General features: G+C 50.9%; 24 protein-coding genes. 12 read left to right on the forward strand and 12 right to left on the reverse strand.

Annotation, left to right across the window (positions count from 1 at the left end):
- Positions 1–8 precede the first annotated feature (8 nt).
- The 3 genes from EBB54_RS24695 (at position 9) to EBB54_RS24705 (ending at position 2,671) form a co-directional block, all read left to right on the forward strand.
- Positions 9–623 (forward strand): TetR/AcrR family transcriptional regulator, encoded by a 615-nt coding sequence (locus EBB54_RS24695; RefSeq protein WP_004075604.1) that lies wholly within the window; start codon positions 9–11, stop codon positions 621–623.
- Positions 624–738: 115 nt separating this feature from the next.
- On the forward strand, positions 739–1,656 hold the full coding sequence (locus EBB54_RS24700; protein ID WP_125129390.1) for a diguanylate cyclase: 918 nt from the start codon (positions 739–741) through the stop codon (positions 1,654–1,656).
- A 67-nt stretch (positions 1,657–1,723) separates the two neighbouring features.
- On the forward strand, positions 1,724–2,671 hold the full coding sequence (locus EBB54_RS24705) for a flagellar brake protein (protein WP_125129391.1): 948 nt from the start codon (positions 1,724–1,726) through the stop codon (positions 2,669–2,671).
- A gap of 138 nt (positions 2,672–2,809) precedes the next feature.
- On the opposite strand, the gene EBB54_RS24710 is transcribed toward EBB54_RS24705, so the two are convergent.
- The 3 genes from EBB54_RS24710 to aguA form a co-directional block, all read right to left on the reverse strand.
- A complete protein-coding gene (locus EBB54_RS24710; RefSeq protein ID WP_125129392.1) occupies positions 2,810–3,955 on the reverse strand; it encodes a DUF362 domain-containing protein in 1,146 nt (381 codons plus the stop codon).
- 81 nt (positions 3,956–4,036) lie between these two features.
- Positions 4,037–5,410, reverse strand: coding sequence for an APC family permease (locus tag EBB54_RS24715; protein WP_125129393.1), 1,374 nt, complete (start codon positions 5,408–5,410; stop codon positions 4,037–4,039).
- An 86-nt stretch (positions 5,411–5,496) separates the two neighbouring features.
- Positions 5,497–6,618: an agmatine deiminase gene (gene aguA, locus EBB54_RS24720; RefSeq protein WP_125129394.1), complete on the reverse strand. Its 1,122-nt coding sequence runs from the start codon at positions 6,616–6,618 to the stop codon at positions 5,497–5,499.
- 471 nt (positions 6,619–7,089) lie between these two features.
- Between aguA and EBB54_RS24725 the strand changes: the two genes are divergently transcribed.
- The 3 genes from EBB54_RS24725 (at position 7,090) to EBB54_RS24735 (ending at position 10,250) form a co-directional block, all read left to right on the forward strand.
- Positions 7,090–7,878, forward strand: coding sequence for a helix-turn-helix transcriptional regulator (locus tag EBB54_RS24725; protein WP_125129395.1), 789 nt, complete (start codon positions 7,090–7,092; stop codon positions 7,876–7,878).
- Between the two features lie 97 nt (positions 7,879–7,975).
- Complete coding sequence (locus EBB54_RS24730) at positions 7,976–9,562, forward strand: sialate O-acetylesterase (protein WP_125129396.1); 1,587 nt, start codon at positions 7,976–7,978, stop codon at positions 9,560–9,562.
- Between the two features lie 64 nt (positions 9,563–9,626).
- Positions 9,627–10,250 carry a flavin reductase gene (locus tag EBB54_RS24735; RefSeq protein WP_125129397.1) on the forward strand — a complete coding sequence of 208 codons (624 nt, stop codon included), beginning with the start codon at positions 9,627–9,629 and terminating at the stop codon, positions 10,248–10,250.
- A gap of 78 nt (positions 10,251–10,328) precedes the next feature.
- Here EBB54_RS24735 and EBB54_RS24740 read toward each other — a convergent pair whose 3' ends face one another.
- Genes EBB54_RS24740 through EBB54_RS24750 form a run of 3 tightly spaced genes read right to left on the reverse strand, consistent with a single transcriptional unit; the run spans position 10,329 to position 13,077 of the window.
- On the reverse strand, positions 10,329–10,580 hold the full coding sequence (locus EBB54_RS24740; RefSeq protein WP_125129398.1) for a glutaredoxin: 252 nt from the start codon (positions 10,578–10,580) through the stop codon (positions 10,329–10,331).
- A gap of 58 nt (positions 10,581–10,638) precedes the next feature.
- On the reverse strand, positions 10,639–11,889 hold the full coding sequence (locus EBB54_RS24745) for a dicarboxylate/amino acid:cation symporter (protein WP_125129399.1): 1,251 nt from the start codon (positions 11,887–11,889) through the stop codon (positions 10,639–10,641).
- 15 nt (positions 11,890–11,904) lie between these two features.
- A complete protein-coding gene (locus EBB54_RS24750; RefSeq protein ID WP_125129400.1) occupies positions 11,905–13,077 on the reverse strand; it encodes a MalY/PatB family protein in 1,173 nt (390 codons plus the stop codon).
- A gap of 227 nt (positions 13,078–13,304) precedes the next feature.
- On the opposite strand from EBB54_RS24750, the gene EBB54_RS30445 reads away from it, so the two are divergent.
- Positions 13,305–13,472, forward strand: a complete 168-nt coding sequence (locus EBB54_RS30445; protein WP_162307197.1) for a hypothetical protein — start codon at positions 13,305–13,307, stop codon at positions 13,470–13,472.
- A 17-nt stretch (positions 13,473–13,489) separates the two neighbouring features.
- Positions 13,490–15,196: an FAD-dependent oxidoreductase gene (locus tag EBB54_RS24755; RefSeq protein WP_125129401.1), complete on the forward strand. Its 1,707-nt coding sequence runs from the start codon at positions 13,490–13,492 to the stop codon at positions 15,194–15,196.
- Between the two features lie 71 nt (positions 15,197–15,267).
- On the opposite strand, the gene EBB54_RS24760 is transcribed toward EBB54_RS24755, so the two are convergent.
- The gene (locus EBB54_RS24760) at positions 15,268–17,391 is read right to left on the reverse strand and encodes a sigma-54 interaction domain-containing protein (protein WP_125129402.1); all 2,124 of its coding nucleotides are present in this window, start codon (positions 17,389–17,391) and stop codon (positions 15,268–15,270) included.
- Between the two features lie 335 nt (positions 17,392–17,726).
- Between EBB54_RS24760 and EBB54_RS24765 the strand changes: the two genes are divergently transcribed.
- On the forward strand, positions 17,727–19,013 hold the full coding sequence (locus tag EBB54_RS24765; protein WP_004075574.1) for an L-cysteine desulfidase family protein: 1,287 nt from the start codon (positions 17,727–17,729) through the stop codon (positions 19,011–19,013).
- Between the two features lie 94 nt (positions 19,014–19,107).
- Here EBB54_RS24765 and rpoN read toward each other — a convergent pair whose 3' ends face one another.
- Complete coding sequence (gene rpoN / locus EBB54_RS24770) at positions 19,108–20,454, reverse strand: RNA polymerase factor sigma-54 (RefSeq protein ID WP_004075572.1); 1,347 nt, start codon at positions 20,452–20,454, stop codon at positions 19,108–19,110.
- A 219-nt stretch (positions 20,455–20,673) separates the two neighbouring features.
- Here rpoN and EBB54_RS29960 point away from each other — a divergent pair, with 219 nt between their 5' ends.
- Both EBB54_RS29960 and EBB54_RS24775 read left to right on the forward strand, forming a co-directional pair.
- Positions 20,674–20,859, forward strand: coding sequence for an antitoxin VbhA family protein (locus EBB54_RS29960; RefSeq protein ID WP_148099403.1), 186 nt, complete (start codon positions 20,674–20,676; stop codon positions 20,857–20,859).
- Positions 20,860–20,869: 10 nt separating this feature from the next.
- The gene (locus EBB54_RS24775) at positions 20,870–21,652 is read left to right on the forward strand and encodes a Fic/DOC family protein (RefSeq protein ID WP_125129403.1); all 783 of its coding nucleotides are present in this window, start codon (positions 20,870–20,872) and stop codon (positions 21,650–21,652) included.
- Positions 21,653–21,783: 131 nt separating this feature from the next.
- Here EBB54_RS24775 and EBB54_RS24780 read toward each other — a convergent pair whose 3' ends face one another.
- Together EBB54_RS24780 and EBB54_RS24785 are read right to left on the reverse strand one after the other, a co-directional pair.
- On the reverse strand, positions 21,784–21,975 hold the full coding sequence (locus tag EBB54_RS24780) for a hypothetical protein (RefSeq protein ID WP_125129404.1): 192 nt from the start codon (positions 21,973–21,975) through the stop codon (positions 21,784–21,786).
- Between the two features lie 85 nt (positions 21,976–22,060).
- Positions 22,061–23,263: a GGDEF domain-containing protein gene (locus tag EBB54_RS24785; protein ID WP_125129405.1), complete on the reverse strand. Its 1,203-nt coding sequence runs from the start codon at positions 23,261–23,263 to the stop codon at positions 22,061–22,063.
- Positions 23,264–23,459: 196 nt separating this feature from the next.
- On the opposite strand from EBB54_RS24785, the gene EBB54_RS24790 reads away from it, so the two are divergent.
- Positions 23,460–23,642, forward strand: coding sequence for a hypothetical protein (locus tag EBB54_RS24790; RefSeq protein ID WP_125129406.1), 183 nt, complete (start codon positions 23,460–23,462; stop codon positions 23,640–23,642).
- 78 nt (positions 23,643–23,720) lie between these two features.
- Here the strand turns inward: EBB54_RS24790 and EBB54_RS24795 are convergent, their stop codons facing one another.
- Both EBB54_RS24795 and EBB54_RS24800 read right to left on the reverse strand, forming a co-directional pair.
- Complete coding sequence (locus EBB54_RS24795; RefSeq protein ID WP_125129407.1) at positions 23,721–24,476, reverse strand: response regulator transcription factor; 756 nt, start codon at positions 24,474–24,476, stop codon at positions 23,721–23,723.
- Positions 24,477–24,619: 143 nt separating this feature from the next.
- Positions 24,620–26,416 carry a sensor histidine kinase gene (locus tag EBB54_RS24800; RefSeq protein WP_125129408.1) on the reverse strand — a complete coding sequence of 599 codons (1,797 nt, stop codon included), beginning with the start codon at positions 26,414–26,416 and terminating at the stop codon, positions 24,620–24,622.
- Between the last annotated feature and the right edge of the window lie 391 nt (positions 26,417–26,807).

The raw sequence follows: 26,807 nt of genomic DNA on the forward strand, positions 1-26,807 counted from the left end.
GGTTGACGTTGGATGACACCAAAACCCGGATTATTTCCGCGGCGATGAAGGCTGTGCGGGAGTATGGACTGGAAGGGGTGCGAATCCAGAATGTCAGCGATTTGGCGGGGATTTCTCCCGGGGCACTGTACCGTTATTTCGACAGTAAGGATCAGTTGATCGTGGAGTGCTTTACCTATGTGGATCAGCAGGCAGCAGAGATTTTCGAAGACATTAAGTTCAATCCAATAACCCTGCTCACTGATCCGGTGAGAACAGTGAAAAGGCTGTGGCTGCCGTATTTTCGTTTTTGGGTGGCGCATCCGGATGAGACGGTATTTTATCATCGATTCCGGGACAGCACATTTTTCCCGAAGTACCATGAGACACGGGACACCAGTTATTTCAGCACATTTGTTGGTATGGTTGATACATTCAAAACGATGTTTCCAAGTCTGAAGCGGATGAATCAGGATTTGCTTTGGCTGCATATACTTACGTGTACGGTGCTGTACGCAAAGTATGTGGTAGAGGGAGTGCTTCCTGATACCCAGGAGACGGAGGATACTGTATTTCAGCTGCTTTGCACCGGCCTGAGCGGTTACATGAAGCCGGAGAAGCACAAAAAGGTAAGGAAGAAATGAATCATAAGACACTGCCAAAAAAGCCCTTCTGAAATGGTAGAGGGGTATTTTTTTGAAAAATAAAGTAAATGAACATTTACTCACCGATATGAGGAAAAGCAAGGAGAGAATCGTTATGGAAAAAATTTTAATTGTTGATGACAGCATTTTACAGGCAGCGCAATTAAAAAAGATTTTGGATGATGAGTATGAGGTCACCACTGCCCATACGGCAGAGGAAGGGCTCCGGCTTGCCAGTGCCGACAACTATTCCCTGATCCTGCTGGATGTAGTGATGCCGGGGATGGATGGCTTTACGCTGCTGAAAAAACTGCAGGAGGAGATCATCACCCAAAATGTCCCGGTTATTCTGATCACCAGCCTTTCTGATATTGAAAATGAGCAGTATGGGCTGATCTTAGGGGCAGTGGACTACATTACAAAACCGTTTCATCCCTTGATCATAAAAGCAAGGGTCAACACGCATGTCAAGCTGTACAATTATCGGAGACAGATTGAGCTTCAGTCGAGGACCGACCAGCTGACCGGAATTGCAAACAGGCGGCAGCATGACAGCTACAGCATTTCAAAATGGAACGAAGCGGTTCGGCTGCAGACCCCGTTTACAATCTGCATGTTTGATATTGACCGTTTCAAAGTCTATAACGACACGTTCGGTCATCCTGCCGGGGATAAAGTCATTGCCGCAGTGGCAAAAACAGCGGCTTCCAGCTTAAAGCGCAGCACGGATTTTCTGGCCCGCTATGGGGGCGAGGAATTTGTGGGGATTCTGCTGGGCGACAGTTCGGAGAAGGCATTTGCCCATCTGAAAAAAATCCGGCAGGATGTAGAGGATCTCCATATTGCACACGATCCTTCCGTTTCCCAATGGGTTACGGTCAGTATCGGAGGCGTGACCGTCATTCCGCAGAAGGGGAGTTCCTATGCTTCTTATTTAAAAATCGCGGATACGATGCTGTATGATGCGAAAAAAAGCGGGCGCAACAGGGTAATCTGGGCTGACGAAAAGATGAAAATACTGTGTGAAAAATAATACGTGAAGAATGAAGCTGGCCTGGACGGGGCGTGCGTTTGACGATTGAGAACCAGGAGGTAAAACCATGTGGCTATTTGATTTGTTTGGCAAGGGCGGCAAAGAGCAGCAATCAGAAAATGAAAAGGATCAAGAGGCAGGCAGCCATGAAGAACTCAGAGCCTATTCCGGTATGCGGGTTGAGGTCACAACCTTTGACGGCCGCCTGCTGTTTGTCGCAAAGCTGACAAATTTGTGGAAAAATCAGGCAAATCTGGAACAGTTTTCCGAAATGGAACTTTCCCAGGAGGAGCTGGTGCAATATTCAAAAATGGAGTTCCCCCAGGAGGATTCGGAGCAGCCTTTAGAAGCAGAGACATCCGAGAAAGAAGTTGAGCAGACCTTAGAAACGGGAGCATCCCGGACGGATTCGGGACAGATTTCAGAAATGGGAGCATCCCGGACAGATTCGGAGCAGCCCTCAGAAGCGGTGGAATCTGAGAAAGAGGGCGGGCAGCCTTCTGAGACGGAGGATTCCCAGAAAGTGGAAATGATCCATGTCAGGATTCGCGGATACAGCGACCATGAAAGAAAGGCTGTTTATATGGAGGGGCTCATTACGCCCGGAGATAAGCGCATATGGAATGTTGAGGATTTAAAGGTCGCACATATTGGGAATGACCGCGCGTTCTTTCGGCTGGATACGGATATTGAGGCGGTGGTTACCACGTTCGGCGGATTTTCGGCCGGGGAGGAGACCTGCAGAATGCTGAATATCAGCGTAGGGGGCGCCCGTATTCTCTCAGAGCAGAAGTACAATGAAGGGGACAAATTCCTGCTGAAAGTAAAACTGCTTGAGGACAGGCCCATGTCCGTGATGTTCTGCGAGGTGCTGCGCATCATAGAGCGGGAAGATTCAAAATATGAATACGGATGCAGGTTTTTAGAACTGAACGAAGAGGATCAGGAGAAAATCACGCAGAATATATTTGCTGCCCAGCTTGCGGAACGCCGTAAAAAGCGGGGCGCATCCTGAGCCTGCGTTCATTCCAGACAGGGAGGGACTTTACTGAGTCCCTCCCTGTCATCATGAATTGCCAGGCCGAAGCGGCTTTCTTTCCCCAGCAGAACAACGCTGCTGACGACATATTTTCTATATAACATTTCAAAATGTTTATTGCCAGTTTTCCTTTAAAAACTCCACAATATCCCGTGCCTTCGGAGGACACCCGGGCAAATGCTTCCGGCAGCCGTGAGTGCAGTTTCCGACACCAATTCCGCTCCCGTCCCATTTGTCCAGCCCCGTCGCTTCCGGTTCGCTCCCACTCCCATCATTCTCCTTCTTCCAACCCTGTCCGATCCGGATTTTCTCATATTTCCCGCGGGCTTCCCCGGCAGATTCCAGGCGTTCCAGTGCGAAGATCAGCGAGCCATAGCAGGCGCTGCAGGCATCCCGGGCGTCGGTATATGCTTCCAGTTTCTGAATCCGTCTGGAAGCGCGCATGTTCGGAAGCGTCCCGGAGGGCTGGTTCAGCATAACCAGTTCCGCCCCGGAGGTATCCGCATTTCCGGCGCCAAGCCGGGCGGCCATGGGGATATAGGGAACCTCGTCCACGGAATAGCCGATGCATTCACAGACATAGGCATCGCACAGTACAGGATCCAGACAGGCGAAGATCCGGTTCATGACAACCGGATTTCCGCCTTCCTCAAAATTCAGATCCCCGCAGATGTTGTCCACCAGAACAAGCTGGGGCGGCAGAACCGTATTCAGATGGGCGATCGGTTTGTGCAGGCCGAGCGTGTGAAAACGCCGCTTTTCGCTGTTGGGGATTACGCCCTTTGCATTTTTCATGGCGCAGGTAATCCGGGTCTGACAGTGCCCTTTGAGGACAGGCAGATTGATGAGAAAATCCGTTTTTGCCACCTCGCTGCAGAGCTTTAGCTGCATCCCGCAGGCATCGCAGACGTAGGAGGAATCCTTTTGCAGGTCGAGAAAAGGAACCTGATATTTCCGGCATATGTCCGCCACGCCGGAGACCTCCACCGCCTGGCTGGTGCGGGCGCCCACCCACGCGCCCTCCATGACGCAAACGTTGGAAAAATGATGCTCTCCCAGGTACCGCAGCACGCCCTCCACCAGTTCCGGATGGGTGACGGCGCCGTTTTCCGCCTTGTCAGGATGGAGCAGGTTGGGCTTCAAGGCAACCCGCCTGCTGTGCGCACCGATGATCTCGTCCAAATGGATTGCTTCCAAAAGATCGACGGTCATTTGTACATAATCTGTTCCGTGGATCATTACGATCTGATTTTTGTTCATAAGAGGTTACCTCGTTTCCTTCATACTGCCGCTGTTCCGGGGCGTTTATAAAAGTATAACACAGATCCGGCCTGTATTGTCTTATTTTTTCTTCCCGGCCCGGTACAGGTATTCCCCTACGGCCGCGCACAGGATCGTTCCGATGATTTTCACCGATAACGCGAACATGTTTCCTGCGGCGATGTCGTCCGCAAACATATAGTACAGGCAGATGCAGATACAGCCGAAGCAAAGGATTCCGCAGACCCACATCCCCGCATTGCCGCCGGGCACCCTGTAGACCCGTTTCCTCCCGGCGTCGCTGTAGCGCAGTTTGACCGCCGCCGCAAACATCACCAGGTATGGGATCATGAAGATGACAAGGCTGAAGGAAAAAATATCCCAGAAAATCGCGTTTGCCTCTTCGCTTCCCAGCAGGAAATTCAGGATCAGGAGCACGGTGGAAAGGACGCCCATTACAATGTATAGATTTCCTGCGGTACCGTATTTGCTTCTTGCGCCGAGAAATGCATTCCGTTTGTCCAGCTCGGCCGCGATCAGGCTTTCATTTGCCCCCAGCGTCCAGGAGATCATATTGGAAACCAGAGTCAGGCAGGACACGATCACCAAAATTCCCAGAACCCATTTCTGGCCGCTTCCGAATACGGAGCACAGCTCTTCCAGCGCATAATAGAATCCGTCCATGGTGTCGATATTTTCAGCCGGAAGCGCCGCCAGCATACCGAAGGTGCCGATCACATAGAGGATGGTGATCGCGACACCGGCCAGGATGGACATTTTCGGAATCGTCTTTTCCGGATGATCGATCTTATCCCCGATGGAGCCGATCAGCTCAAAACCCAGCAGGTTGTAGACGATGATCGCAAGCCCGGAGGACATATCGCCCATAGAGGTGATTTTAAAATCATCGATGGTAAAAGAATTTGCCGGCCCGTTTTTCAGAATATAGGCGACGCCCAGAACTCCGAAGATCACAAGCATGGTCATCTTGCAGATCGACGCGATGGATGTAAGCGCCACGGAAAGCTCCACGCCGCGATAGCCGATCCATACGATCAGCCAGCTCATCGCCAGGGAAATGGCCGCGATGACCCATACGGGCGCATCCGGAAAAAATGTATAACTGAGCCAGTAGGCAAAGGTCAGAAAGACCGCCGGCATCCAAAATGCTACATTGATCCAGTAAAACCAGCCTACCTGCACGCCCGTATGTTCCCCAAAGGCGCGGGTACACCAGGATGTAATCCCGCCCGCATCCGGGTAGGTGCTTCCAAGCTCCGCGTTCAGCAGGCCGTATGGGATGAAAAAGATCACCGCGAAGATGAGCCACATGGTAATGGACCTTACCCCTGCAAATGCAGGCGCCCCTGCCAGGGAATCCAGTACAAGAACGCTGCATATTGTAAATAAGATCGTCTGGACCAGACTTACTTTTTTCTCCTGTGTTTCACTCATGAGTTTCCACCTCCTTATGTTAGAGAGCACTCTTAGAGAGCGCTCTCAGAAACTGATTGGAAACGGCCTGTGCATCAGACGCTTCCTCAACTCTTTTTTAAGGCCGCGATTGCTGCCGGGTCCGGCTGCTGCAGCGCCATACAGTGGATATTTCCGCCGCACATAGACCATTCGCGGGTATAGATCTTGATGATCTCCCGTTCCGGCATGAGCTCCTTGAACATCCGGCATGCCACCTCGTCCATGGGATCATCGTACTGCGGTACAAGCAGCCCGCCGTTTACAAAGTAGCTGTTGATATAGGTGACTGCCAGCGGAAGTCCGTCTTCCCGGGACGACGCGCTTTCAGAAATGTCAACGCCTTCGCTCTGTTCCTTGGAAATGTGCAGGACTGCCGGGATGGGGATCTTGTGGATCTCAAATTTGCGCCCTTTCGCATCGGTGGCTTCACTCAGAATGTCATAGGCGGCTTTCAGATTGGGATACTGCGGATTTTCCGGATCGTCCGTCCAGGAAAGGGCAAGTACGCCGGGCCTGATAAAGAAACATACGTCGTCGATGTGCCCGTCCGTCTCATCAAAGGCCATCCCGTCCTTCAGCCAGATGACTTTTTCCAGTCCCATATATTCTTTGAAATATTCCTCGATCTCCTCTTTTGTCAGCTTCGGATTCCGGTTGTGGTTGAGCACGCTGTTCTCTGTTACGATCAGGGTGCCTTCGCCGTCAATCTGCATGGCCCCGCCTTCGAATACCACGTTTCTCGCGTCGTAGCGGTCGTAATTTTCCAAATCAAGAAGCTTGGACGCAAATTCCTGGTCGCGTTTCCATGGGAAATACAATCCGCCTTCCAGTCCGCCGTAAGCGTTCCAGCCCCAGGTAACCCCGCGCATCTCGCCTTCATCATTGATTACATAAAAAGGTCCTTTATCCTGCGCCCACGCGTCGTCCACTGTCATTTCCACCACACGCACCTCTTCGGGAAGGCGCGCCCTTGCGTTCTCATACTGATCCGCAGAACAGAATACGGTCAGCGCTTCGTGCTTGATGATTTCTTTTGCCACTTCCACCAATACCCGCTGGCCGGGCTTTCCGCCGTCACGCCATGTATCCTGCCTCTCCGGCCAGATCAGAAAATCCTGTTTCCGCGGTAAAAATTCTGCCGGCATGTAAAAGCCGTCTTTTTTGGGGGTGCTTTTGATTGTTTTCATAACGTTTTTGCTCCTTTCGGTCTGCTTATTTGCTTTCATTATACTTGGATTTTTTTCTTTCACCATTACCCGGAGGCATCTTTCTGGAAAGTGGTACGTCTGAGTTTTTGGGGTACCCGAAAGGTTACTGTTCACACGGCGTCGTGCACCCTGCTGCACGGCGTCCGGCCAATAAAGTAACATTTGCCATCATATCCAGCCCGTCTACACTCCGTTCCGGTCCGTCCTAAACAAGCGTCGCTGGCGCTTAGGACCGCCGAAGGCGACTTAAAATGGGCTGGATACTGTTACTGGAGCACCCAAAGGGTGTGAACAGTAACCCCGAAAGGTTACATGTCACACCCCGACCAATCACCACGCTGATTGGTCGGGAGGATGCACATAAAAGCTGGTATTCCGGCGGTTTACTATTTTTGCAGAAAATGTTATACTGACGTCAGATGCTGCTGATGAACAGGGGGGTGAAGCGCGATGATTACTTTGGACAACAGCCAGTGGAATCAATTGGACGAGATCATTTTGAATTTACACATACAGAAGGACGTGACGATTCTGCAGACGCAGATTCTGGAACAGCTTGCCGGGCTCATCCCGCACCGGCGTTCTTTTTTTGATCTGTGTACCACACAAAACGGGCAGCGTGTCTTTTTTGCTCCGGTTTCATTGAATATGTCAAAGGAAGAGCTTGCCGATTACTACAAAAATTACCAGTACTCGGATTATGTGGTATGGAGTTTTTCCAATCACAGCTCCACGATCTACCGCGATTCCGATATGATCGGGCGGCCTGTCCGGGAAAATTCCGACATTTACAGACAATGGATGAAGCCCATGGATATTTACTACAGTCTGGGGTGTACGATTTTCAGCGGCAATCAGCTTTTGGGCTCCATCACGCTGTTCCGCAGCGAGCAGGAGGGTGACTTTACCGATTCGGAGCTGGCCATGCTGGAAGTGATCAGCAGGCACCTGTCGGCACATTTTTCTTTTTTGTGGCCTTACGGCACGGTTCCAAATCTGGCTGCCAATGCTGCCAAAGCAGCCGGGAGGGAAGGGCTGAGCTCCAGGGAAAGCGAGATTGCCGAACTGATCGCGGCCGGACACTCCAATTCCGAGATCAGCCAGATCCTTTTCATCAGCGAGAACACGGTGAAAAAGCATGTGAACAGCCTGTACCGGAAGCTGCATATCACTAGCAGGACGCAGCTTCTGCGGAGGCTCTACGATCAGATGAGTATAGGTACTCCTCGTGAAGAGTAGTAAAATGAAAAGTTTTCAAGCTGTGCGGTTGGAAAATTCCTCAGAGAAAAAGGTGTTTACGATTCAACTGCGATGAAGCAGCAACAGGAGGAAAAAGATGAAGACAGCAGCAATATTTCAGGACGGTATGATTTTACAGAGGAACAAACCCGCAGTCATCTGGGGAACCGGGGCGCAGGGGGAGACGATCCGCGGAGAGATTCAGGGAAAGGAAGCCGCGGCCGCCGTTGACGCGGACGGGAACTGGACGCTGACACTGCCCGCGCTGGCGGCCTCTGAGGAGGAGGAGCTGGTGCTGCGGTCGGTCTCCCCGGCAGGCTTGGAGGAGACAAAGGTATTCCGGCAGGTTGCGGTGGGGGAGGTCTGGGTTGCCGGCGGACAGTCCAACATGGAGTTCCACATGCGCTATGAGAAGCATATGGCAGAGGCAATGAAACACTGCGCCAATCCACGGGTGCGTTTTTTCGACGTGCCGGAGGTCTGCTATGACGGCCAGTCCGAAGAATTTGACTACAGCAGGATGGGGATCTGGAGAAAAGCGGATCGGGAAAATCTGGAATATTTCAGCGCGGTGGGGTATTATTTTGAACGGGATCTGGAGAAGATACTGGATGTACCGGTAGGAATCATAGGATGCAATTGGGGCGGCACCAGATCCTGTGCCTGGATGTCAGCGGAGAGCGTGGAACGCGTGGGAAAACCGTGGATGCAGATGTACAGGGAGCGGACGGCCGAAATGGACCTGGATGCATTTTGGAAAAATCAGCACGGCAATCCAATGAACCACCGGGGAGACCCGTTTGCGGACCCATTTGGAGAGGCCGTACTGCCAAGGACGCTCAGCGCCGAGGAAATGGAGGAACTCTTTCGGCAGATGCCGGATGATGGGAAAACATTTCTGCAGGAGATGCAGCCCACGGAGATTCCGGGATGTCTCTACGAGCACATGCTTAAGACCATCGCACCCTACGGAATCCGCGGATTTCTCTGGTATCAGGGGGAAAGCGACGATGAACCGGGAAAACAGGGACTGTATCAGGACATGCTGACCGCGCTGATCGGAGACTGGCGCGCCCTCTGGAATGATCCCAGGCTCCCCTTCTTGTTTGTACAGCTTCCGGGATGGGAAACCTGGCTGGACGGCCCGGGAAACAGGGATTACATGACGATCCGCAGCTGCCAGGAGTACGTTGCAAAAAACGTAGATGACGCATATTTGTGCTCTATTTCCGATGCGGGAGAACAGAGGGACATCCATCCAAAGGACAAAAAGGTAGTCGGGGAACGCCTTGCGCTTCTGGCAAGGGGGCACGTATATGGGGAAGCTCTGCTGTGCGATCCGCCCACGGCAGAGAAGATCCGGCGGGACGGCGGCCGTGCGGAGATCACTTTTGCAAATGCAGAAGGCGGTCTGACCGTAAAAGGGGATAGGGTAGAAGCGCTGCACATCTACTCGGCGCAGAAAACCGGGGGTGAAAAGGATGCTTCAGAAAAATCAGAAAATGAAACGAGCCGGAGGACAGAAATCCCGTTTACGGCGGATGCGGAAGGCGAAAAGCTGGTGATCCGGCTTCCGGAAGGGACGGGGAGGGTCAGTATAGAATTTGCCCGAACCAGATGGTATCTTGTAAATCTGTATAATCAGGCAGGGATTCCGGCAATCCCGTTTGAATTTACCTGCTGAGATGCAAAGGAGCATAGTCAGTGTAATAATCTGATGTATTAACACAAAGTAAAGGAGACTGTTTATGGACAAGAAAGCAATGTACAAGTTAACCTACGGGTTATTCGTTCTGACCGCGAAGGCGGACGGCAAGGACAACGGCTGCATTATCAACACGGCGATTCAGGCGGCGTCGGAGCCGAATCAGATGAGCATTGCCGTAAACAAAGCAAATTTCACCCATGACATGATCAAACAGACCGGGGAATTTACAGTGTCGGTGATCAGCCAGGACGCGGGATTCGAGCTGTTCAAGAGATTTGGATTCCAGTCGGGCAGGGACGCGGACAAGTTTGCAGGCTTCGCGGCATATGAGACCGGGGCGAACGGCATCCGGTACATCACAGAGGGAACCAACGCGTATATCTCCGTGAAGGTAGAGAAGACGCAGGATCTGGGCTCTCATACGATGTTCATCGGGACGATCACGGATATGGAGGTTTTGAGCCAGACGCCGTCGGTTACTTACGAATATTATCAGAACAATATCAAACCCAGGCCCCAGGCATCGGCTGCGGCAAAGGAAGGCAAGACCGTATGGCACTGCCGGATCTGCGGCTATGAATACGTGGGCGCGGAGATTCCGGAGGACTTTATCTGTCCGCTGTGCAAGCATCCGGCATCGGATTTTGAGAAGGTGGTCTCATAGAGTGAATGTCTCTTGCACTGCATATAAAAAAGAGCGGTTATCCCGCTCTTTTTTTACTGACTGCCGAAAAGCTGTTCTTTACTTCAGCACATCCTTGAGATCCATTGTCTTTGTCCCATCCTCCAGGATAAAGCAGGGAATCCCGATACCGCCGCCTGCTTTAACCTTCTCATACATCGGCTCTGTGTCGCGAAGACCGAGGTAAACCTTCAGATCCGGCAGTGATGCGGACAGGTTCTTGAAATCCATCTCAATTCCTGCTTCTGTCAGCTTGTTCAGGGCATAAAGGGTATCCGGGCATAAGTGGCTTCCTACTACTGTTACTTTCATGTTCATAATCTCCTTTTTCTTCTAATAAATTTTGTGTTCCTGCATCAGCATTCTCCGGCTACGCTTCCAGTTCCCCGCCGGCCATCCGTTTTTCCAGCCAGTCCTTTCCTTCCACAAGGCGGGCAATGATCATAGAAGCAATGGTATCTCCGCTGGCATTTAAACAGGTTGCCGCCGGGTCAACCAGGAATCCGATGGTGGCGATCAGCGGAAATGCTTCCGCCGGAAAACCGAACAGGCTGACGATCAGCATTTCACCGACCAGGCCGCCGCCGGGCGCGCCGGACAGCACGAAAGCGCTTAAGATCGCGACTACAACGGACATGGCATAAGTGCCCGCGCCGGTATACGGCATCTGGAACACGCCGAACAGGAATGCGATCTTAGTGATTGCGGACAATACAGAACCGTCCATATGCATGGTTGCGCCCATGGGAAGTACGATATTGCTGATATCCTCCGGAACGCCGATTTTTTTGCAGGCATCCATGTTGACCGGGAGGGTTGCCACGGAGCTCTGTGTCGCGAATGCGGTCACAGCCGGATTGAAAATATGTTTCAGCATACGTTTGATTCCAAGCTTTCCTGCCGCAAAATAACTGTACAGCGGGAAAAATATAAGCACATAGACAGCGCACATCGGATAGTAAACCAACATGGTACGTCCGTAATCACCAATCAGTTTCGGCCCAAATTCACCGACCAGGTTTGCAAAATACGCGCCCAGGCCGATGGGAGCCAGTTTCATGATCATATCCACCATCAGCATGATGATATTGTTCAGGCTGTTGAGAAGTTTTCCTGTCCAGCAATCCTCGCCGCCGCATTTTGCCACTGCAAAACCGGACATGATGGCAAAGACGATGATCGGCAGCATATTGCTCCGGCTCATAAGGCCGCTGAAATCATCCACAGTCAGCGCGCCGACAATCATTTCACTGATGCTGGAGGCTTCCGCCATCTCCGAGGAACCCATGGAGATGGCCGTGTTTGCCGCCGGCGGCCAGATGTTGACCACAATAAGGACCAGAACCGCGGCGAAGGCTCCGGTTACCACGAAGGTGCATACCAGGCTTCCCAGGATCTTGCCGAGCCGTTTCATATTGACCATATTTCCAACGGCGGTGGTGATGGAGACATAGACCATGGGTACGACGATGGTAAACATCAGGTTCAGGAAAATATCGCCCAGCGGAGCCAGGACTTTTGCTTTTTCTCCGAAAATGATTCCAATGACTGCGCCTGTAAAAATGCCGGCCAGCAGCAACAGAGGAAATTTATAGCTGTCCCATATTTTTTTCGCGTTCATAAGTAACCCCTTTCATCATTTGTAAGAATCTACCGCATCCCTTAACTGCTTCATTGCCTGCTGCAGAATACTTCTGGGACAGGCTGCGTTGAGCCGCATATAACCCGTCAGGCTTCTGCCGAAGGTGTATCCTTCATTCAGCCCCAGCCCGGCCTTTTCGATCATAAATTTTCTCAGTGTCTCGTTGTCCATGCCCAATCCGCGGCAGTCCAGCCACATCAGGTAAGTGGCGTCCGGGACGTTGACTTTGATCTGGGGGATGTGCTCCTCACAGAAAGATTTTACATATTCAAAATTGCCGTCCAGGTATTCCAGGAGCTGCTCCAGCCATTCCTCGCCTTCGTTAAACGCGGCTTCCATTGCCACGGAGCTGAACGCGTTGTTTCTGTGTACGTCCATATTCATCCAGAACCTGTCAAATTTTGCTTTCATTTCCGCATTCGGAAATATGGTAGCGGACGCCTGGAGCCCGGCCAGGTTAAACGTCTTTGTTCCGGAGATGCAGCTTATGATTTTTCCGGCAATTTCCTGAGATACCGTTGCCGTGGGAATATGCTTTTTCCCGTGGAAAATCAGGTCGGAGTGGATCTCGTCGGAAACCAGGAGTACATCGTTTGCAATACAGATGTCCGCCATTTTCTGAAGCTCTTCCCGGATCCAGACGATGCCCAGCGGATTGTGGGGGCTGCAGAGCAGGAAAATCTTCACTTCCCGGGCCTTTTTTTCGAAATCTTCAAAATCAACCGTCCAGCGCCCGTCCTTTTCTACAAGCTGGTTTTCTACCACTACCCGTTCCCAGGCTTCTGTCACGTCGTAAAATTCAGAGTAGACAGGGGTCTGGATCATCACCTTGTCCCCGGGCTGGCTGAAAATCTTTACGATGGAGGACAGGGCGGGAACCACTCCCAGAGACCAACTGATCAGGTTTCGGTCGATCTTCCAGCCGTTGCGGCGCTCCTGCCACCCGCAGATGGCTTCAAAATAGCTGTCCGGGCGGGAGGTGTAGCCCCAGATCCCTTCCTCCGCCTTTTTCTTTGCGGCGTCAATGATCGGCTGGGCCGTGCGGAAATCCATATCCGCAACCCAGAGCGGGATCACGTCGCTGGTTCCAAACTTTTTTATCCTTTCGTCATACTTTGCCGCGCGGTTTGCACTGCGGTCAATTACCTGGTCAAAATCATATTTCATGTTTTTAAGCTCCTCTCATTGTATTTATAAACATTTCTGCCGGCCGGCATGTTTTTGTGCTGATACTTTTATAATTAGCAAAAGACGTGCCAATCGATGCAGAAACAGGAAAAAAATCGGGAAAATATTTTTTGAAACGGGTTTTCTTCCTTATTTAATATAGAAAAAAATACCTGCAAAAAAAAGAGAGACAGGATCGGCGGATGCGGTTCGGCACAGTGCTGCAGATGGAGCATTTGAAGTCAGGCGCAAAAAGAGTTGCACATTTTAACCAATTAAAACAATTGTTTGACCAAATAAAGGTTTCCAACTGTGCGGCTGCAATGCCGGGAAGGAAGAAGAAGGGAAAAATATCTGGCACATTTTTTGCTGTAATATCAGGTAATGTACGATGAAGAAAGGAGATCATTTCATGAAAAGAAGAATCATTATTGTAGGCGGTGTGGCAGGAGGGGCCTCTGCGGCGGCCCGGATCAGAAGGCTGGATGCCGATGCCCAGATCGTAATGTTTGAGCGGGGGGAGCATGTGTCCTTTTCCAATTGCTGCCTGCCTTATCATTTAAGCGGGACGGTGGAGAACAGCGATTCCCTTGTACTGATGACCCCGGAGCGGTTTTGGAAGCAGTATGGGATAGAAGTACGGGTGCAAAGCGAGGTTACCGCTGTTCATCCCGGGAAAAAGCAGGTGACGGTTCGGAATCTGGAAACAGGGGAGAGCTATACGGAAACCTATGACAAGCTGATCCTGGCGCCGGGCGCGAATCCGATCATGCCCCGGAGTATAGCCGGGATCGACAGGGAGCATGTATTTTCCATAAGAAATGTGACCGATATCAAGGCGTTAAAGCATTACATCGACACCAGGAACGTAAAAAAAGCCGCGGTGATCGGGGGCGGATTTATCGGCGTTGAAACCGCGGAAAACCTGAAGATGGCGGGGCTTACGGTGGCTCTGGTGGAGGGGACGGAGCAGATCATGCTGCCCTTTGACTACGATATGGTTCAGATCCTTCACAAAGAAATGCTGGATTCCGGTGTGGAAATGCATCTCTCAAGCATGCTGACGGAGATCCGGGAGCACAGCATCCTGATCCAATGCGGCGATGAGATCAAAGAGATCGAGGCGGACGCGGTGGTCATGGCCATCGGTGTGTCGCCGGAGACCACGCTGGCCCGGGAAGCAGGGCTTGCTATCGGGGAAACGGGCGGAATCCTGGTGAACAAGAACTTCCAGACCTCAGACCCGGACATTTACGCGGTGGGGGACGCGGCGGAAAGCTTCAACCGCCTTCTGGGACGGCCCGGACGGCTGGCGCTTGCAGGGCCGGCACAGAGACAGGCTCGGGGCGCGGCAGATCACATTTACGGCAGTTCCGGGGCAAACCGGGGATTTATCGGCTCATCCTGTATCCGGATTTTCGGACTGAATGCGGCCTGTACGGGGCTGAACGAAAAAAACGCAGAGAGCGCGGGCATTTCCTGCGATATCGCCTATGTGCTGGCGGCGGATAAGGTGGGGCTGATGCCGGGCAGCAGCTATATGAATTTTAAACTGGTCTTTGAGGTGCCTACGGGCCGGATTCTTGGGGCGCAGGCTATAGGAAAGGGAAATACGGACAAGCGGATTGACGTGATCGCTGCCATGATCACCATGGGCGGAACGCTGGCGGATCTGAAAGACCTGGAGCTGTGCTATTCTCCGGTATTCGGCACGGCCAGGGATGTGGTGAACCAGGCCGCCCTTGTGGGGCAGAACCTGCTGGACTGCCGTTACCGCCAGGTGCCGGTGAGCGAAGTGCGGGGGCTTGTGGAATCCGGGGCCTTTATCGTGGATGTGCGGGAGGAGCAGGAGTTCCAGGCGGGACATTTGAAAAATGCTCATAACATTCCGTTAAGCCAGCTCAGGCAGCGGATGCAGGAGATCCCCAGGGATATCCCGGTCTACGTCCACTGCCGGACGGGACAGCGCAGCTATAACGCGGTCTGCTGTCTCCAGGGGCATGGCTATCAAAATCTGTGGAATATATCCGGCTCCTTCCTGGGAGTCAGCCTGTATGAATACTTTAACGACCGGACAAAAGGAAGGGAGCCCGTGGTGACGGAATATAACTTTAAATGATCCGCCCGGTGCGGCGGCTTCCGACTGGGCCGGCTGTTCCTGCCCGGTGCGGCGTCTTCCAATAGGGACAGCTACTTCCAGCCATCCCGACGGCTTTCCCACAGGCCGCGTCCTTCCAGGGTCAGGCGGCTGCCGCCCCGGCCCCGGCTGACCCTGGCAAGGCCCTGTTCGGACATTTCGGTGAGAATGGCGCGGATCTCCTGCTGGGATGTGGGAATGTGGGATTCCCTGGCTTTTGAGAGCAGTTTTTCCCGCCCCACAAAGCTGCCTTCCTCCGACGCCGCATACAGTTCGCCCAGGACAAACCAGAATGTATCCGTGCGGGGACGGCCACCGGGGCTGCCATAAGGCCCGGGCTCCTCCTGTTCATGGCCTGCAGGGGGGCAGGGGGACACTGGGGACAGGGGCGCCATAACCGGGCGGAGCTTTGGCTGCCGGTGGTTCCATACGGTGGGCGGCAGATCCTCCATGGTGATCTGCCTGTGTCCGGTATAGATAAAATATTCTACCACATTGCGCAGCTCCCGGATATTTCCGGGCCAGGAATAATTTTTCAGAAAATCCCGTATGGGTTCTGTCAGCGCAAACTGCCCGCCCAGCTCGTCTTTAAAATGGTCGATCAGCAGAAAAAGGTCATCGTCCCGCCGGCATAGGGGCGGGATCATGATGGGCAGCGTGTTCAGGCGGTAATACAGATCCCGGCGGAAGCTTCCCTCATCCACTTTCTGTTCCAGCGATTCGTTGGTGGCGGCCACGATGCGCACGTCAATGCTGATGACGCGGCTGCCGCCAACCCGCATCAGTTCCCGCTCCTGCAGCACCCGGAGGAGCTTCACCTGGAGCATGGGGCTCATGCCTTCTACCTCGTCCAAAAATAAGGTTCCCTTGTGGGCCGCTTCTAGCAGTCCCGGCCTTCCGCCTTTTCTGGCCCCGGTAAAGGCGCCCTCCTCGTAGCCGAACAGCTCGCTTTCCAGGAGGTTTTCCGGAAAAGCGGCCACATTGATTGCCACAAAGGGCTCCTTTTTCCGGCGGGAAGCCTGATGCAAGGCGTGTGCAAACAGCTCCTTTCCGGTTCCGGTCTCACCGATCAGGAGCACAGGGCTCTCGCTTGCGGCCATCCGCTTTAGGATCTCCTTTGCATGGAGGATGGCCCGGGAGGTGCCGACAATATCGTCAAAATTGTATTTGGCATAGTGGCCTTTATGCTGCAGTTGTTTTCTCAATTCATCCTGCCGCACTTCCATATCGTGATATCGCTGCAGGATGGCAAAGGCACCCACACATGCGTCCTGCCGCAGCACCGGGACGATCTCCACGCTGACATTGACGCCGTTGATCTTTTTCATCTGGACTTTCGTCCGGCTTTTTTCCCGCAGGCATTTGGAAAAATCAAGATACGGAAATACTTTTTCGCACCGTTTTCCCATGATCAGAGGGCCGCTCACCCTTGTGATCTCTTCCGCATGGTGGCTGCAGGCAAAGATTTCCCCCCGTTCATTGACGCCGATTACACCCTCCTCCAGAATTTCCATGAGGATATGGAACTGGCTTTCCAGGCGGATGGATTTGGCAAACATTTGGTCAAAGCTGTAATTATTGGTGGCAATGCTTCGAAAATATTCCTGAAAGGGTTTGGTTTCCAGCAGAAATTCCAGCTCCAGGCGCAGCGCGATCTCGATCATCATGCCGGAGGTACAAGGGCGCTGCCCCAGGTTGATCCGGGTCTCGATCTCTTCCGGCACATAGCGCATTTCGTCGGGGGTCACTGCCATATGTACGTCTTCCTCCAGCACCGCGCCCGGATAAAAGGGAATCAGGTGTATATGGTTGATCCCGAACTGGTTTAGCTGGGTGATGGCTTCCCGGGCCATGGTCTGGGTCATGTTGACGAACAGCACCTTGCTGCCGGCCGGGAGCTCTTTGAGCTTGCGCAGCTCGCTCCACCGAAAGGACACCTCCACGGCCATGGTCTGGCAGTCCATGGGAACATGGCGGGCCACCTCCTCCGCGGAGCCGTAAGCATCCGTAGACACGACAAACAGGTCGGCCCTGGGGAGAACGCCCATGGCGGAGCCGTCCTGCACATTGTATACCGAGATTTCCGCATAGTCCCCGAACAGGCTTTTCACTTCCCGGCCGTAAGATTTTCCCGCCCTGGCGTCCAGGCTGACCACTGAAATACGTTTTTTATTCATAACTTTCTCCAATTCAACCATTTATTTCAACCATTTTCCCATAAAATGAAGCGGAAAGCAAGAGGAAATTTCCAACTGTGCGGTTAAACTTATTACCTATGAGCCGCGCAAATCTGTTATAATATACCTTGTGAAACGGCCGAATGGCCATAACGGGGTGCCCTCGGGTATACCTTGTGAAACGGCCGGGAAATATTTTTGGCACAATATTTGCTTAATATTATGTATGAAGAGGTAAAGAAACTATGGCTGCCATCGGCCGCAGTCCGGGCGTATGTTTCGTCAGCAGGATTCGGCGGCAGTTTCAGAGTAAACATAAGAGAGGAGATATACAGATGATCAGCAAAACAGAATTATTAGAGTTACTCCAGCAGGAAGTGGTGCCGGCCCTGGGCTGTACCGAGCCCGTATGCGTTGCCCTTGCGGCGGCGGACGCTTACCACGCAATCGGCGGGGACATCGTATCGATCAAGGTGGAGGTGAACCCGGGCATTTACAAAAACGGCATGAGCGTCGGGATTCCGGGATTTGACCGCGTGGGACTGAAATACGCGGCGGCTCTGGGAGCCTGTCTGGGAAATCCGGAAAAGAGTCTGCAGCTTTTGGAGGACATCAATGAAGAAACGGCGAAAAAAGCGGTGGAGCTTGCGGAGGCCCATCATGTGATCGTCATGATCAACCACGACGAGACGCAGCTTTACGCCCATGCGGAGATCATCACTACGGCCGGGATCGGGATCAGCGAGATCAGAAATACCCATGCCAACATTATTTTGACCAAGAGGAATCATGAAATCCTTCTGGAAAAGGAATATGCGGTCAGCTCCAACGACGAGATCCACAAAAAGCTGACCGAGATGACCATTGCGGAGGTTCGGGCGTTGGTGGATGCGTGCAGCGAAGAAGAGCTGGCCTATATGTCGGAGGGAATAGAAATGAACGGGAAGCTGGCGGACTACGGGCTGGAGCACTCCGTCGGCATCGGCATTGCCTCCGCGCTCAAAAAGCAGCTTGAGACAGATACCATGGGGGACAACCTGTTCAGCCGGACCATGGTGCGGGTGGCGAGCAGCGCGGAGGGGCGTATGAGCGGCTGCCCCTATGCGGTCATGAGCAGCGCGGGAAGCGGTAACCACGGACTCACCGCCATCCTGCCGGTAGTGGAAATGGCCGATTATGTACACGCGTCCAATGAACAGCTTGTAAAGGCGCTTGCATTTTCACATACCCTGAATGTGTATATCAAGGCATTTACCGGAAAGCTTTCCGCAACGTGCGGCTGCGGGGTATCTGCGGCCACCGCTGCATCCGCGGCCATGGTCTGGCTCCTGGGCGGAAATGACACCCAGATCGGAAACGCAGTGATCAATATGAGCGGAAACCTTACGGGAATGGTCTGCGACGGCGGCAAGATCGGATGCGCCCTGAAGCTGGCGACGGCGGCAAATGCGGCCATGATGTGCGCATATCTTGCCATATCGGATGTGGTTCTTCAGGGAACGGACGGAATCTGCGGATTTACACCGGAGGAAGCGATACACAATATGGGAAAAGTGAGCAACCCGGGAATGCTCCAGACCGACCACACGATTCTGGATATCATGATGGAAAAAGGCAATTGACAGGGGGAACGGCTTCCGGAAAATCCGGAAAGCCTGACGCTGGCATTCTTTCCGCATATGAGGGAGCCGCTGGGTACACAAAGAGGGCTGGATGTTACAATCTCAGCCCTCTCTGTCTGGAATCCGGAATGTTCATCTGGATTCTGTATTTTGCCACGGCCCTTCTGGAAACGGTGATCCCTTCCTCCGCCAGCTTTTCCGCCAGCTTCTGATCGCTCAGGGGCTTTTTTTCTTCCCCGGCGATAAGGGCGCGGATTCGTTCCTTGATCTTGCCGGAAGAAACGCCTTCTCTTTCTCCATCCCTGGACAGAGCGGATGTGAACAGGGATTTCAACGGCTCCGTCTTTTTGTATTGGACATATTTCCCCTTGACGGCCCGGCTGACAGTGGATACGTGGATTCCCAGATCCGCCGCGATATCCTCCATGCCCATCGGTTTCAAAGAATCCCGATGCTCAAAATAATCTTCCTGCCGCAGGAGGATGGCTTCCATAATGCGGGTGATGGTTTTTCTACGCTGCTCCACACAACTGACCACAAACCGGGCTCTCTCCAGCCGTTCCTTGAAGTAGGCGGTGAGCTCGGGGTCTGTCGCGTCCTTCATCATCTGGATATAATAATCGCTGAACCGGTATTCTCCTGTCCACTGGTCGTTGATCTCCACGCTCCATTTTCCGCCCGGGCGGGAGACGATGATATCCGGCACCACGTAAGACGATTCCTCTGCCTGGATGTCCATGATCGGCCGGGGGTTCAGGCTTCCGATCAGATGGATATACTCCTTGACCCGGATCGTGGAAATGCCCAGGCTCCGGGAGATCGTTCCGATCTGTCCGCTTACCAGCTCGGTCAGGTAATTCCGCAGAAGCACGCATACTGTTTCGTCCGCGAGATCCTTTTCTTCCAGCTGCTTAATCAGGCATTCTTCCAGATTCGGCGCAAAGATTCCGGCAGGCTCCAGCTCCCGCAGGACGGCAAGGCACCGGTCCAGTTCTTCCTTCGGATAGCCGGATCCGGCGGAAAGCTCACCGGTGTCATGGGTAAAAAATCCTTTTTCATCCAGACAGTCCACAAGATAGCTCATGATCTTCATCTGCTGTTTGGTGTAGTCCTTCCAGTTCAATTGCCCCAGAAGAAGCTCCTTTAACGGGTCTCCGGATCTGGCGGAAAATTCTTTTTCGAAATGTTCCCGGTCATCAGGATTGCCGGGATGCTGATCCGCATAAGAAGTTCCGGCATCGGAATCAGAGAACTTTTCGATGCTTGTCATGATATCGTTTTCCTTCTGCTCCGTACGCTCCAGCAGCGGGTTTTCCAGATATTCATTCACCATAAAATCTTCCAGCTCCTGGTTGGTGAGGGCAAGAATATTCAGGGCCTGCACCTGGCTGGCGGAAAGGGCCTGCTTCTGCTCGGGGGCGATGTGATTGGTTAAATCCATAGGCTTCCTCCTTTGTTCGTATTTTTTCCGTTCTTTTTCTGAAATGCATCTGAAGTAAGTATACGAAAAAATCCGGTTATTTACAATACAGTAACGAGAAAAGTTTTTGGGGGGCGCTTTGCGGCGCAGGATGAAAAAAGATGGATTAAGTTAAGTTATCATGTGAAAAATTGTGATAGATATTGTTTATAAATCATGATAAAATAAATAAAAAAGAATATGGGAGTTGATTTTATGCTGGTCAGTACAGATAAAAAATGGGATTATGCATTAGGCATGATTAAAGTAGACGGATTAGAGCCATCCCCAGAATTTAAAAAATTAATTGAAAAAGAAAGTCGTGGAGAAATGACCACAGAGGATATGCGTAAAGTTTTAGACAAAAAATATAAGATGAAAGAATAAGGATAATATTATGAAAGATCCATATTTATATCCACATACAGATATTCTGAAGAATCTTGCTGATATACGGGACAGGGAAATGTTATCGTGCATGGAAGCAGAATATACGAGCATACGGCTTGCGGAACTCGTGACAGGAGAATCCGTCAGCCGTTTTGATTTTGCAGCGCTTTGTGATATGCATCATTATATTTTTCAGGATATTTATGAATGGGCAGGAAAAATCAGAATTATAAATATTGAAAAATCAGAGCCAGCGTTAGGAGGTATTTCAATTGAGTATTCTGATTGTTTTGACATTATAAAGGATGCCACATATGTCTTAGATAAAATGAACCACTACACTTGGGAAAAGGCATCTCTTGATGAAGTGGCAGAAATATTTTCAAAATATTTAGCTGAGCTTTGGAAAGTACATCCATATCGGGAGGGCAACACACGCACGGTAATTACATTTTGCAGCCAATTTATAGAGAGCAAAGGGTTTTATATAGATAGTGATTTATTCAAAGATCATGCACAATATATGAGGACTGCTTTGGTTGCGGCAAGCGCATTGTTTTCAGATTTAGGAGATAAACGAAAACAGGAGTATTTAGAGAAGATAGTTTTGGATGCTTTGGAAAGAGGTCAGGAAATGAAACAAAGGGTTTCAGATATTATAAAAGAAGCAGGATTTAGAGTGACAGAAAGAAGAATTCGTAAAATTATATATTGGAATCGTTTAGAGCGGCATGAGCATGGAGAATGGGATGTTAGATTATATTTATTACAAAATGAGGAAAGCGAATAAATGACTTATTAAAAAATCAGATATTACAGAATAATGCGCTTGAGGCATGGAAAATATATTGAATGATTTACAGGCCCCTGATTTGCGCGGGGCCTGCAGTGATTGTTTATACCATTGAAAAAATATCTTGTTTACTTTTCTTTTACATAATCAATTTCAGTCAGATTCACACCAGAAGCAGTTAAAATTGCTTTTAATGTCATATAACGCCGCTTCATCTTCTGATACAAAACAGAATCCTTATCCTCACAGGACATCATATAATCCTGAATCCTGTCAAATTCTTCGATGGCTTCTTTCGCAATTTGGGTATTATTAGGCATGCTTGCCTCCTGTTTTATTTATGAAAGTCAAATACCTTGCAGCAAGCTGACGGAGCACTCAAAGGGTGTAAACGGTAACTGCTCGTTATCTGACAAGCTGCGGATATTTTTCCTTGTTCCTGCGTTTGCATTCATACATGATCTCGTCGGCTTTCTGGAGGATCTCATCGTAGGACATGTGATTCTCTGAACCTTCGATATTGACGACGCCATAGCTGAAGCTGCACTGGTATTCGGCATAGTCCCCGGTCTGGAAATCGCGGAGGATCTCCGCCATCTTCCGTTCGATCAGCTCACCGATACTGCCGCTGAGTACAAGGCAAAATTCGTCTCCGCCGATCCGGGCAAAGGTGTCCTCGCTTCGGAAATTGGTTTTGATCAGTTCTACAAAATTCTGAATATAGATATCGCCTTCCAGATGTCCGTACTTGTCGTTTACATATTTGAGGCCGTCCAGGTCGAGATAGCAGAGCGTGGTGTCCTGCTCCTCACGGAGAACCATTTCCATATATTCCTCGAAAAACAGACGGTTTTTGATTCCGGTCCCCGGATCGTGGTACGCTTTGCTGGCAAGATTGTGGGCAGCGCGCTTTTCGTCCGTGATGTCAACGATAATGTGTACGTAGGAATCCCGCTCCCTCCATTCAATTGGAAAGGAAGTGATTCGGTAGTAGGTGTCGGCCTCGCCGGCCATTTCCCACACCTTGTATTGCTCCTCGCTGTCCCATTTCACAATCTCGCTGTGGAATGGAAGACGCTTTTTACAAGCGGAACAGAAAGCAGAGTCCACGCGTTCTTCCTGCTTTTTCTTGTTGCAGTACATGATTTCCTTCGTACTCACGTCAATGACCAGAAGCCATTCTTTCCGTTTGCTGAGCATTTGGATCATAAGCTCGTTGTAGCCCTCAATCATTTCCGCCCGGTTCTGGGATTTGATGACTTCTTCCTTCAACTGGGATTCGTGGGCCCGGAACTTTTCAAGTTCCTCTTTCAGTTGGGTCTCGCAGGCCCGGAATTTTTCAAGTTCCTCCTTCATCCCGGCTTCGCGGGTGCGTAAAGCTACGATCTCTTCTTGCAGTTGGGTTTCCCGTACCTGGAAGGCTTCGAGCTGCTCCCTGAGCTGGGATTCGCGCACCCGGAAACCTTCGAGTTCTTCTTCCAACCGGGCTTCACGGATCCGAAGCTCGTCCGCTTCTGTTTGCAGTGACTGATAGTCGCGCTTCAGGGAGCGGTAAAGCTCTTCCGGATTCGGATCTATCGGAGTATTTGTTATAGTTTTATCTTCCACGGTTCAATCACCTCTTTTGATGTCCATAATTTATTTTAGCATAATTTCAATATACTTACAATTCATCAGAGGGAAAAAAGTTGTGGCAATATTATGAATTTTGATTATGGAATAAGAGATTTACACTCAAATCTACATTTGGTACAATGAAGATAACTTAGATGTTACCTATATTCTAAAAAAGGGAGGCGATCACATGAGCGAAAAAGAAATGCTCAAAATTTCGGTTGAGGAATTTTCACGATTACAGGATTATATGATAGACTCAGAAAAAGAGTCTGCCGCATATAAAAAGATGAAGAGGAGATACATGGAATTAAAAATTATTTTATCAGTTTATGGAATCGATATTTCTGTACTTGACTTCATAAAAGAATAAGAAAAGCGGTGTAAAGCTTATATCGGATGATAAGGGCTTTACACCTTTTTCGCTTAAGGGAGAACATTTGCCGGCGTGCTAACGATTCCGCCAGTCCAGCGGGCTCACCCCCGTATTCTTTTTGAACAGCCTGCTGAAATACCCCTGATCCTGATACCCGATCATCTCGCTGACCTGCTTCACGGACAGCTCCGGGTTGTGGGACAGGTAATGCTTCGCCTGGGACAAACGTATCTGCGTGATGAATTTCAGCGGGGACATCTGGTACTGCTGCTGGAAGATCTTCGTTAAATAGCTGGGGCTGTAGTGCATGCTGCCCGCGATCAGGTTCAGGTTGATATCCATATTATAATTTTGGACCAGGTAATCCCGCAGGGTGGCGGCGATCTGCTCCGGGGAGTTCCGGGTCATGGATTCGTTGAAAATGTCTTCGTAAGCCTTCTGCTCGATCTGATACTGCTTACGGATGTTCCCAAGGGCCAGGGCCAGCTCCTCAGGATCTACAGGTTTCAGCAGATATTCGGACACATGCAGGCGGATGGCGCTCTGGGCGTATTCAAAATCGGAATATCCGCTGATGATGATAAATTTTGTCAGAGGACAGTGGTTGTAGACTTTTTTCAGAAGCTCAATCCCGTTCATGACCGGCATCCGGATATCCGTGATCAGGAGGTCCGGGTTATGTTCTTTTACAAGCCGGTAGGCTTCGTCCCCGGTCTGTGCCTTCCCCGCGACTTCAAAATCGGGGGCGCACGCTTCGATCTTTTCCGCCAAATGGTCTAAAAGCAGGCGCTCATCCTCTGCCACAATGACTGAATATTTTGTAGTTCCCATAATGTTTTCTCCTAAGTAAAATATGCTCCCGGCCGATTGATACGGCAATCCGCATAATCAGGTCTGCGGCCGCAGCCTCCGAACCGATAAAGCTGCGGCTTGCTGCGTTGTCTCCGGGCCGATAACGCCGTGTTTTTCGGAACCTACGGAGCCTTCGTGCATCTCCCGATGGTCACGATCCCGTGGTGCTGCCCGGTATTTCCATATTCAAAAATGATCTGTTCCCCGCAGTGCAGGCGCCAGCGTATGTACACATTGAGCAGCCCCAGGCCGTCGATGTTCAGCTCCGGCAGGCCGGGCTGTTCATCCGCGGTTTGGATGCGCTCCCGGATCTGCTCAAGGGCTTTTTCGGAAAATCCGGTGCCCGAATCCTCCACCTCAATCCGCCAGGCATCTTCGCTGACCACACTCCGAATGGAAATGTCCCATGGAGGCTTGCAGTCAATCCCGTATTTCAGCGCATTTTCCACAATGGGCTGAATGATCAGCTTGGGCACAGGCACATCCAGGATGGACTCGTCCACCTCAATGGTGTAATTCAGATTTTCCTGAAAACGCACCTTCATGCAGTACAGATATTTCCGCACGTAATCCATTTCCTCCCGAAGGGTGACGGGAGCGTTGGAACTGCCTGTGATGTACCGCATCATCCGGGTCAGGTTCCGGCAGATCGTGATGACCTCCTCTTTCCGCTCCTTCTCCGCAAGCACAATGATGCTGGCCAGCGTATTGTAATAAAAATGCGGATTGATCTGGGACTGCAGGGCCAGGCTCCGGGACTTCAATTCCTGGGCGCGGGAATCCAGCAGCGCGTTCATGGAATTTTTCAGGTTTACGTTCATATCGGCAAATTCCTGGTTCAGCTCTTCCAGCTCTGCGAAGGAATTGCTCAGCTCCGCCTTGTTGTTTTCATCCAGCGTATCCAGCACGGTACTGCGGATGACCCTCTTTAGCTTCCGGATCGGTTTGATGAGCTGGCGGGAAGTCATATAGGAAAAGACCAGGCAGAGGCCAACCATCAGAAATACAACCATAATCAGAAAGTCCAGCATATTTCGGACCGGAAGAAGAACCTGGGCTTCGTCCTGGACGATTACATGAGTCCAATGGGTGTAGGAGGACGTTTTGTGGATCACCAGCTCCCGCTCCCCTTCGGCACCCCAGGTTTTCAGGGACTCACTCTCCGGCTGTCCGCTCACCAGGGAATAATAGTCCGACGGGATATGGGATTCCTCAGACTCCACGTAAGGATAGACCTGGCGGCCGTCGGAATCGTAAATATAGACTTCCGGGGCATTTTTGGTCCGTTTCTTGTAAGTGATGATGCTCTTGAAAACAGAGGAGCATTTTTTCATGGTCTCAATTACGCCGATCTCTTCCTTGGAACTGTCCTGCAGTGTACGGTAAAGGGAAATATACCAGGTGGGCGGCGTGCTGGAGGTGCCGCTTGTCTTTAAGTCGTTTGTGGCATAGGGCAGGCTGATGGTCTTTTTTCCGGCGTTTTTTGAAACCTCATCCATCCAGTCCAGGGTGCTCAGATCTATGGGATAAATGTTCGTCTTGGTTCCCACCCGCAGGAGATAGCCGTTGTAATCGTAGAGGTTGATCTGATCCGCGTTCAGGTTCGTCCCGTTGATGGACATGAAAAGCGTGGTCAGATTCCGAAATTCATCGGAGGCAGCGGGCACGTCCATCCACTCGGACAGCTGTTTTTTGATCCTGCTGCTGTATGCAATGTTGATGGAAACGTTGTCCAGCTCGCGCAGCTCCGCATCGGTCCGGGAGAGGAAAGAGTTGTTGAGCTCCTGCAGGTTTTTGGTCTCCCGCTCGATCAGGATCTCGGAGGTGTACTGGAAGAAAAAGATCGAGAAGAGGAGGACGACGATCATGGCCATGAAAAAATAGGTCAGGAAAAAATGGGTCTGGAGTTTGTGCTTCATATGAAAATGTCCTTTGTGCAGTTTTAAGAATTACTTCTTTTTTAAATATTTGATGGCACATATTATTATCAGAATCGCGGCGGTTATTTCGATCATTGATTTAAAAATACTGAAAAATATCGATAAATAAGCAAGATACATGGCGAACCTCCTTTGTTGTTTGAATATTCATATGTTTAAGATGATTATAACATATAATTACACAAAAGGAAAAGAAAAGGAAAAAGATATTCTTGCAATTGCATTAGTTCGATACACCCTTTAGCGCACTGTCTTGTACAGATCTATCCGCAGTATACGGGAATGTCAAAAAATCCAGCCAAAATCAGAAAATCAATGAGAGAATGCACAACATGAACTCCCTGAAAAAAACAAAAATGTATAAAATATA

Origin of the sequence: Schaedlerella arabinosiphila (genome assembly GCF_003885045.1) — a bacterium.
In the GTDB taxonomy this organism is placed as follows: domain Bacteria; phylum Bacillota; class Clostridia; order Lachnospirales; family Lachnospiraceae; genus Schaedlerella; species Schaedlerella arabinosiphila.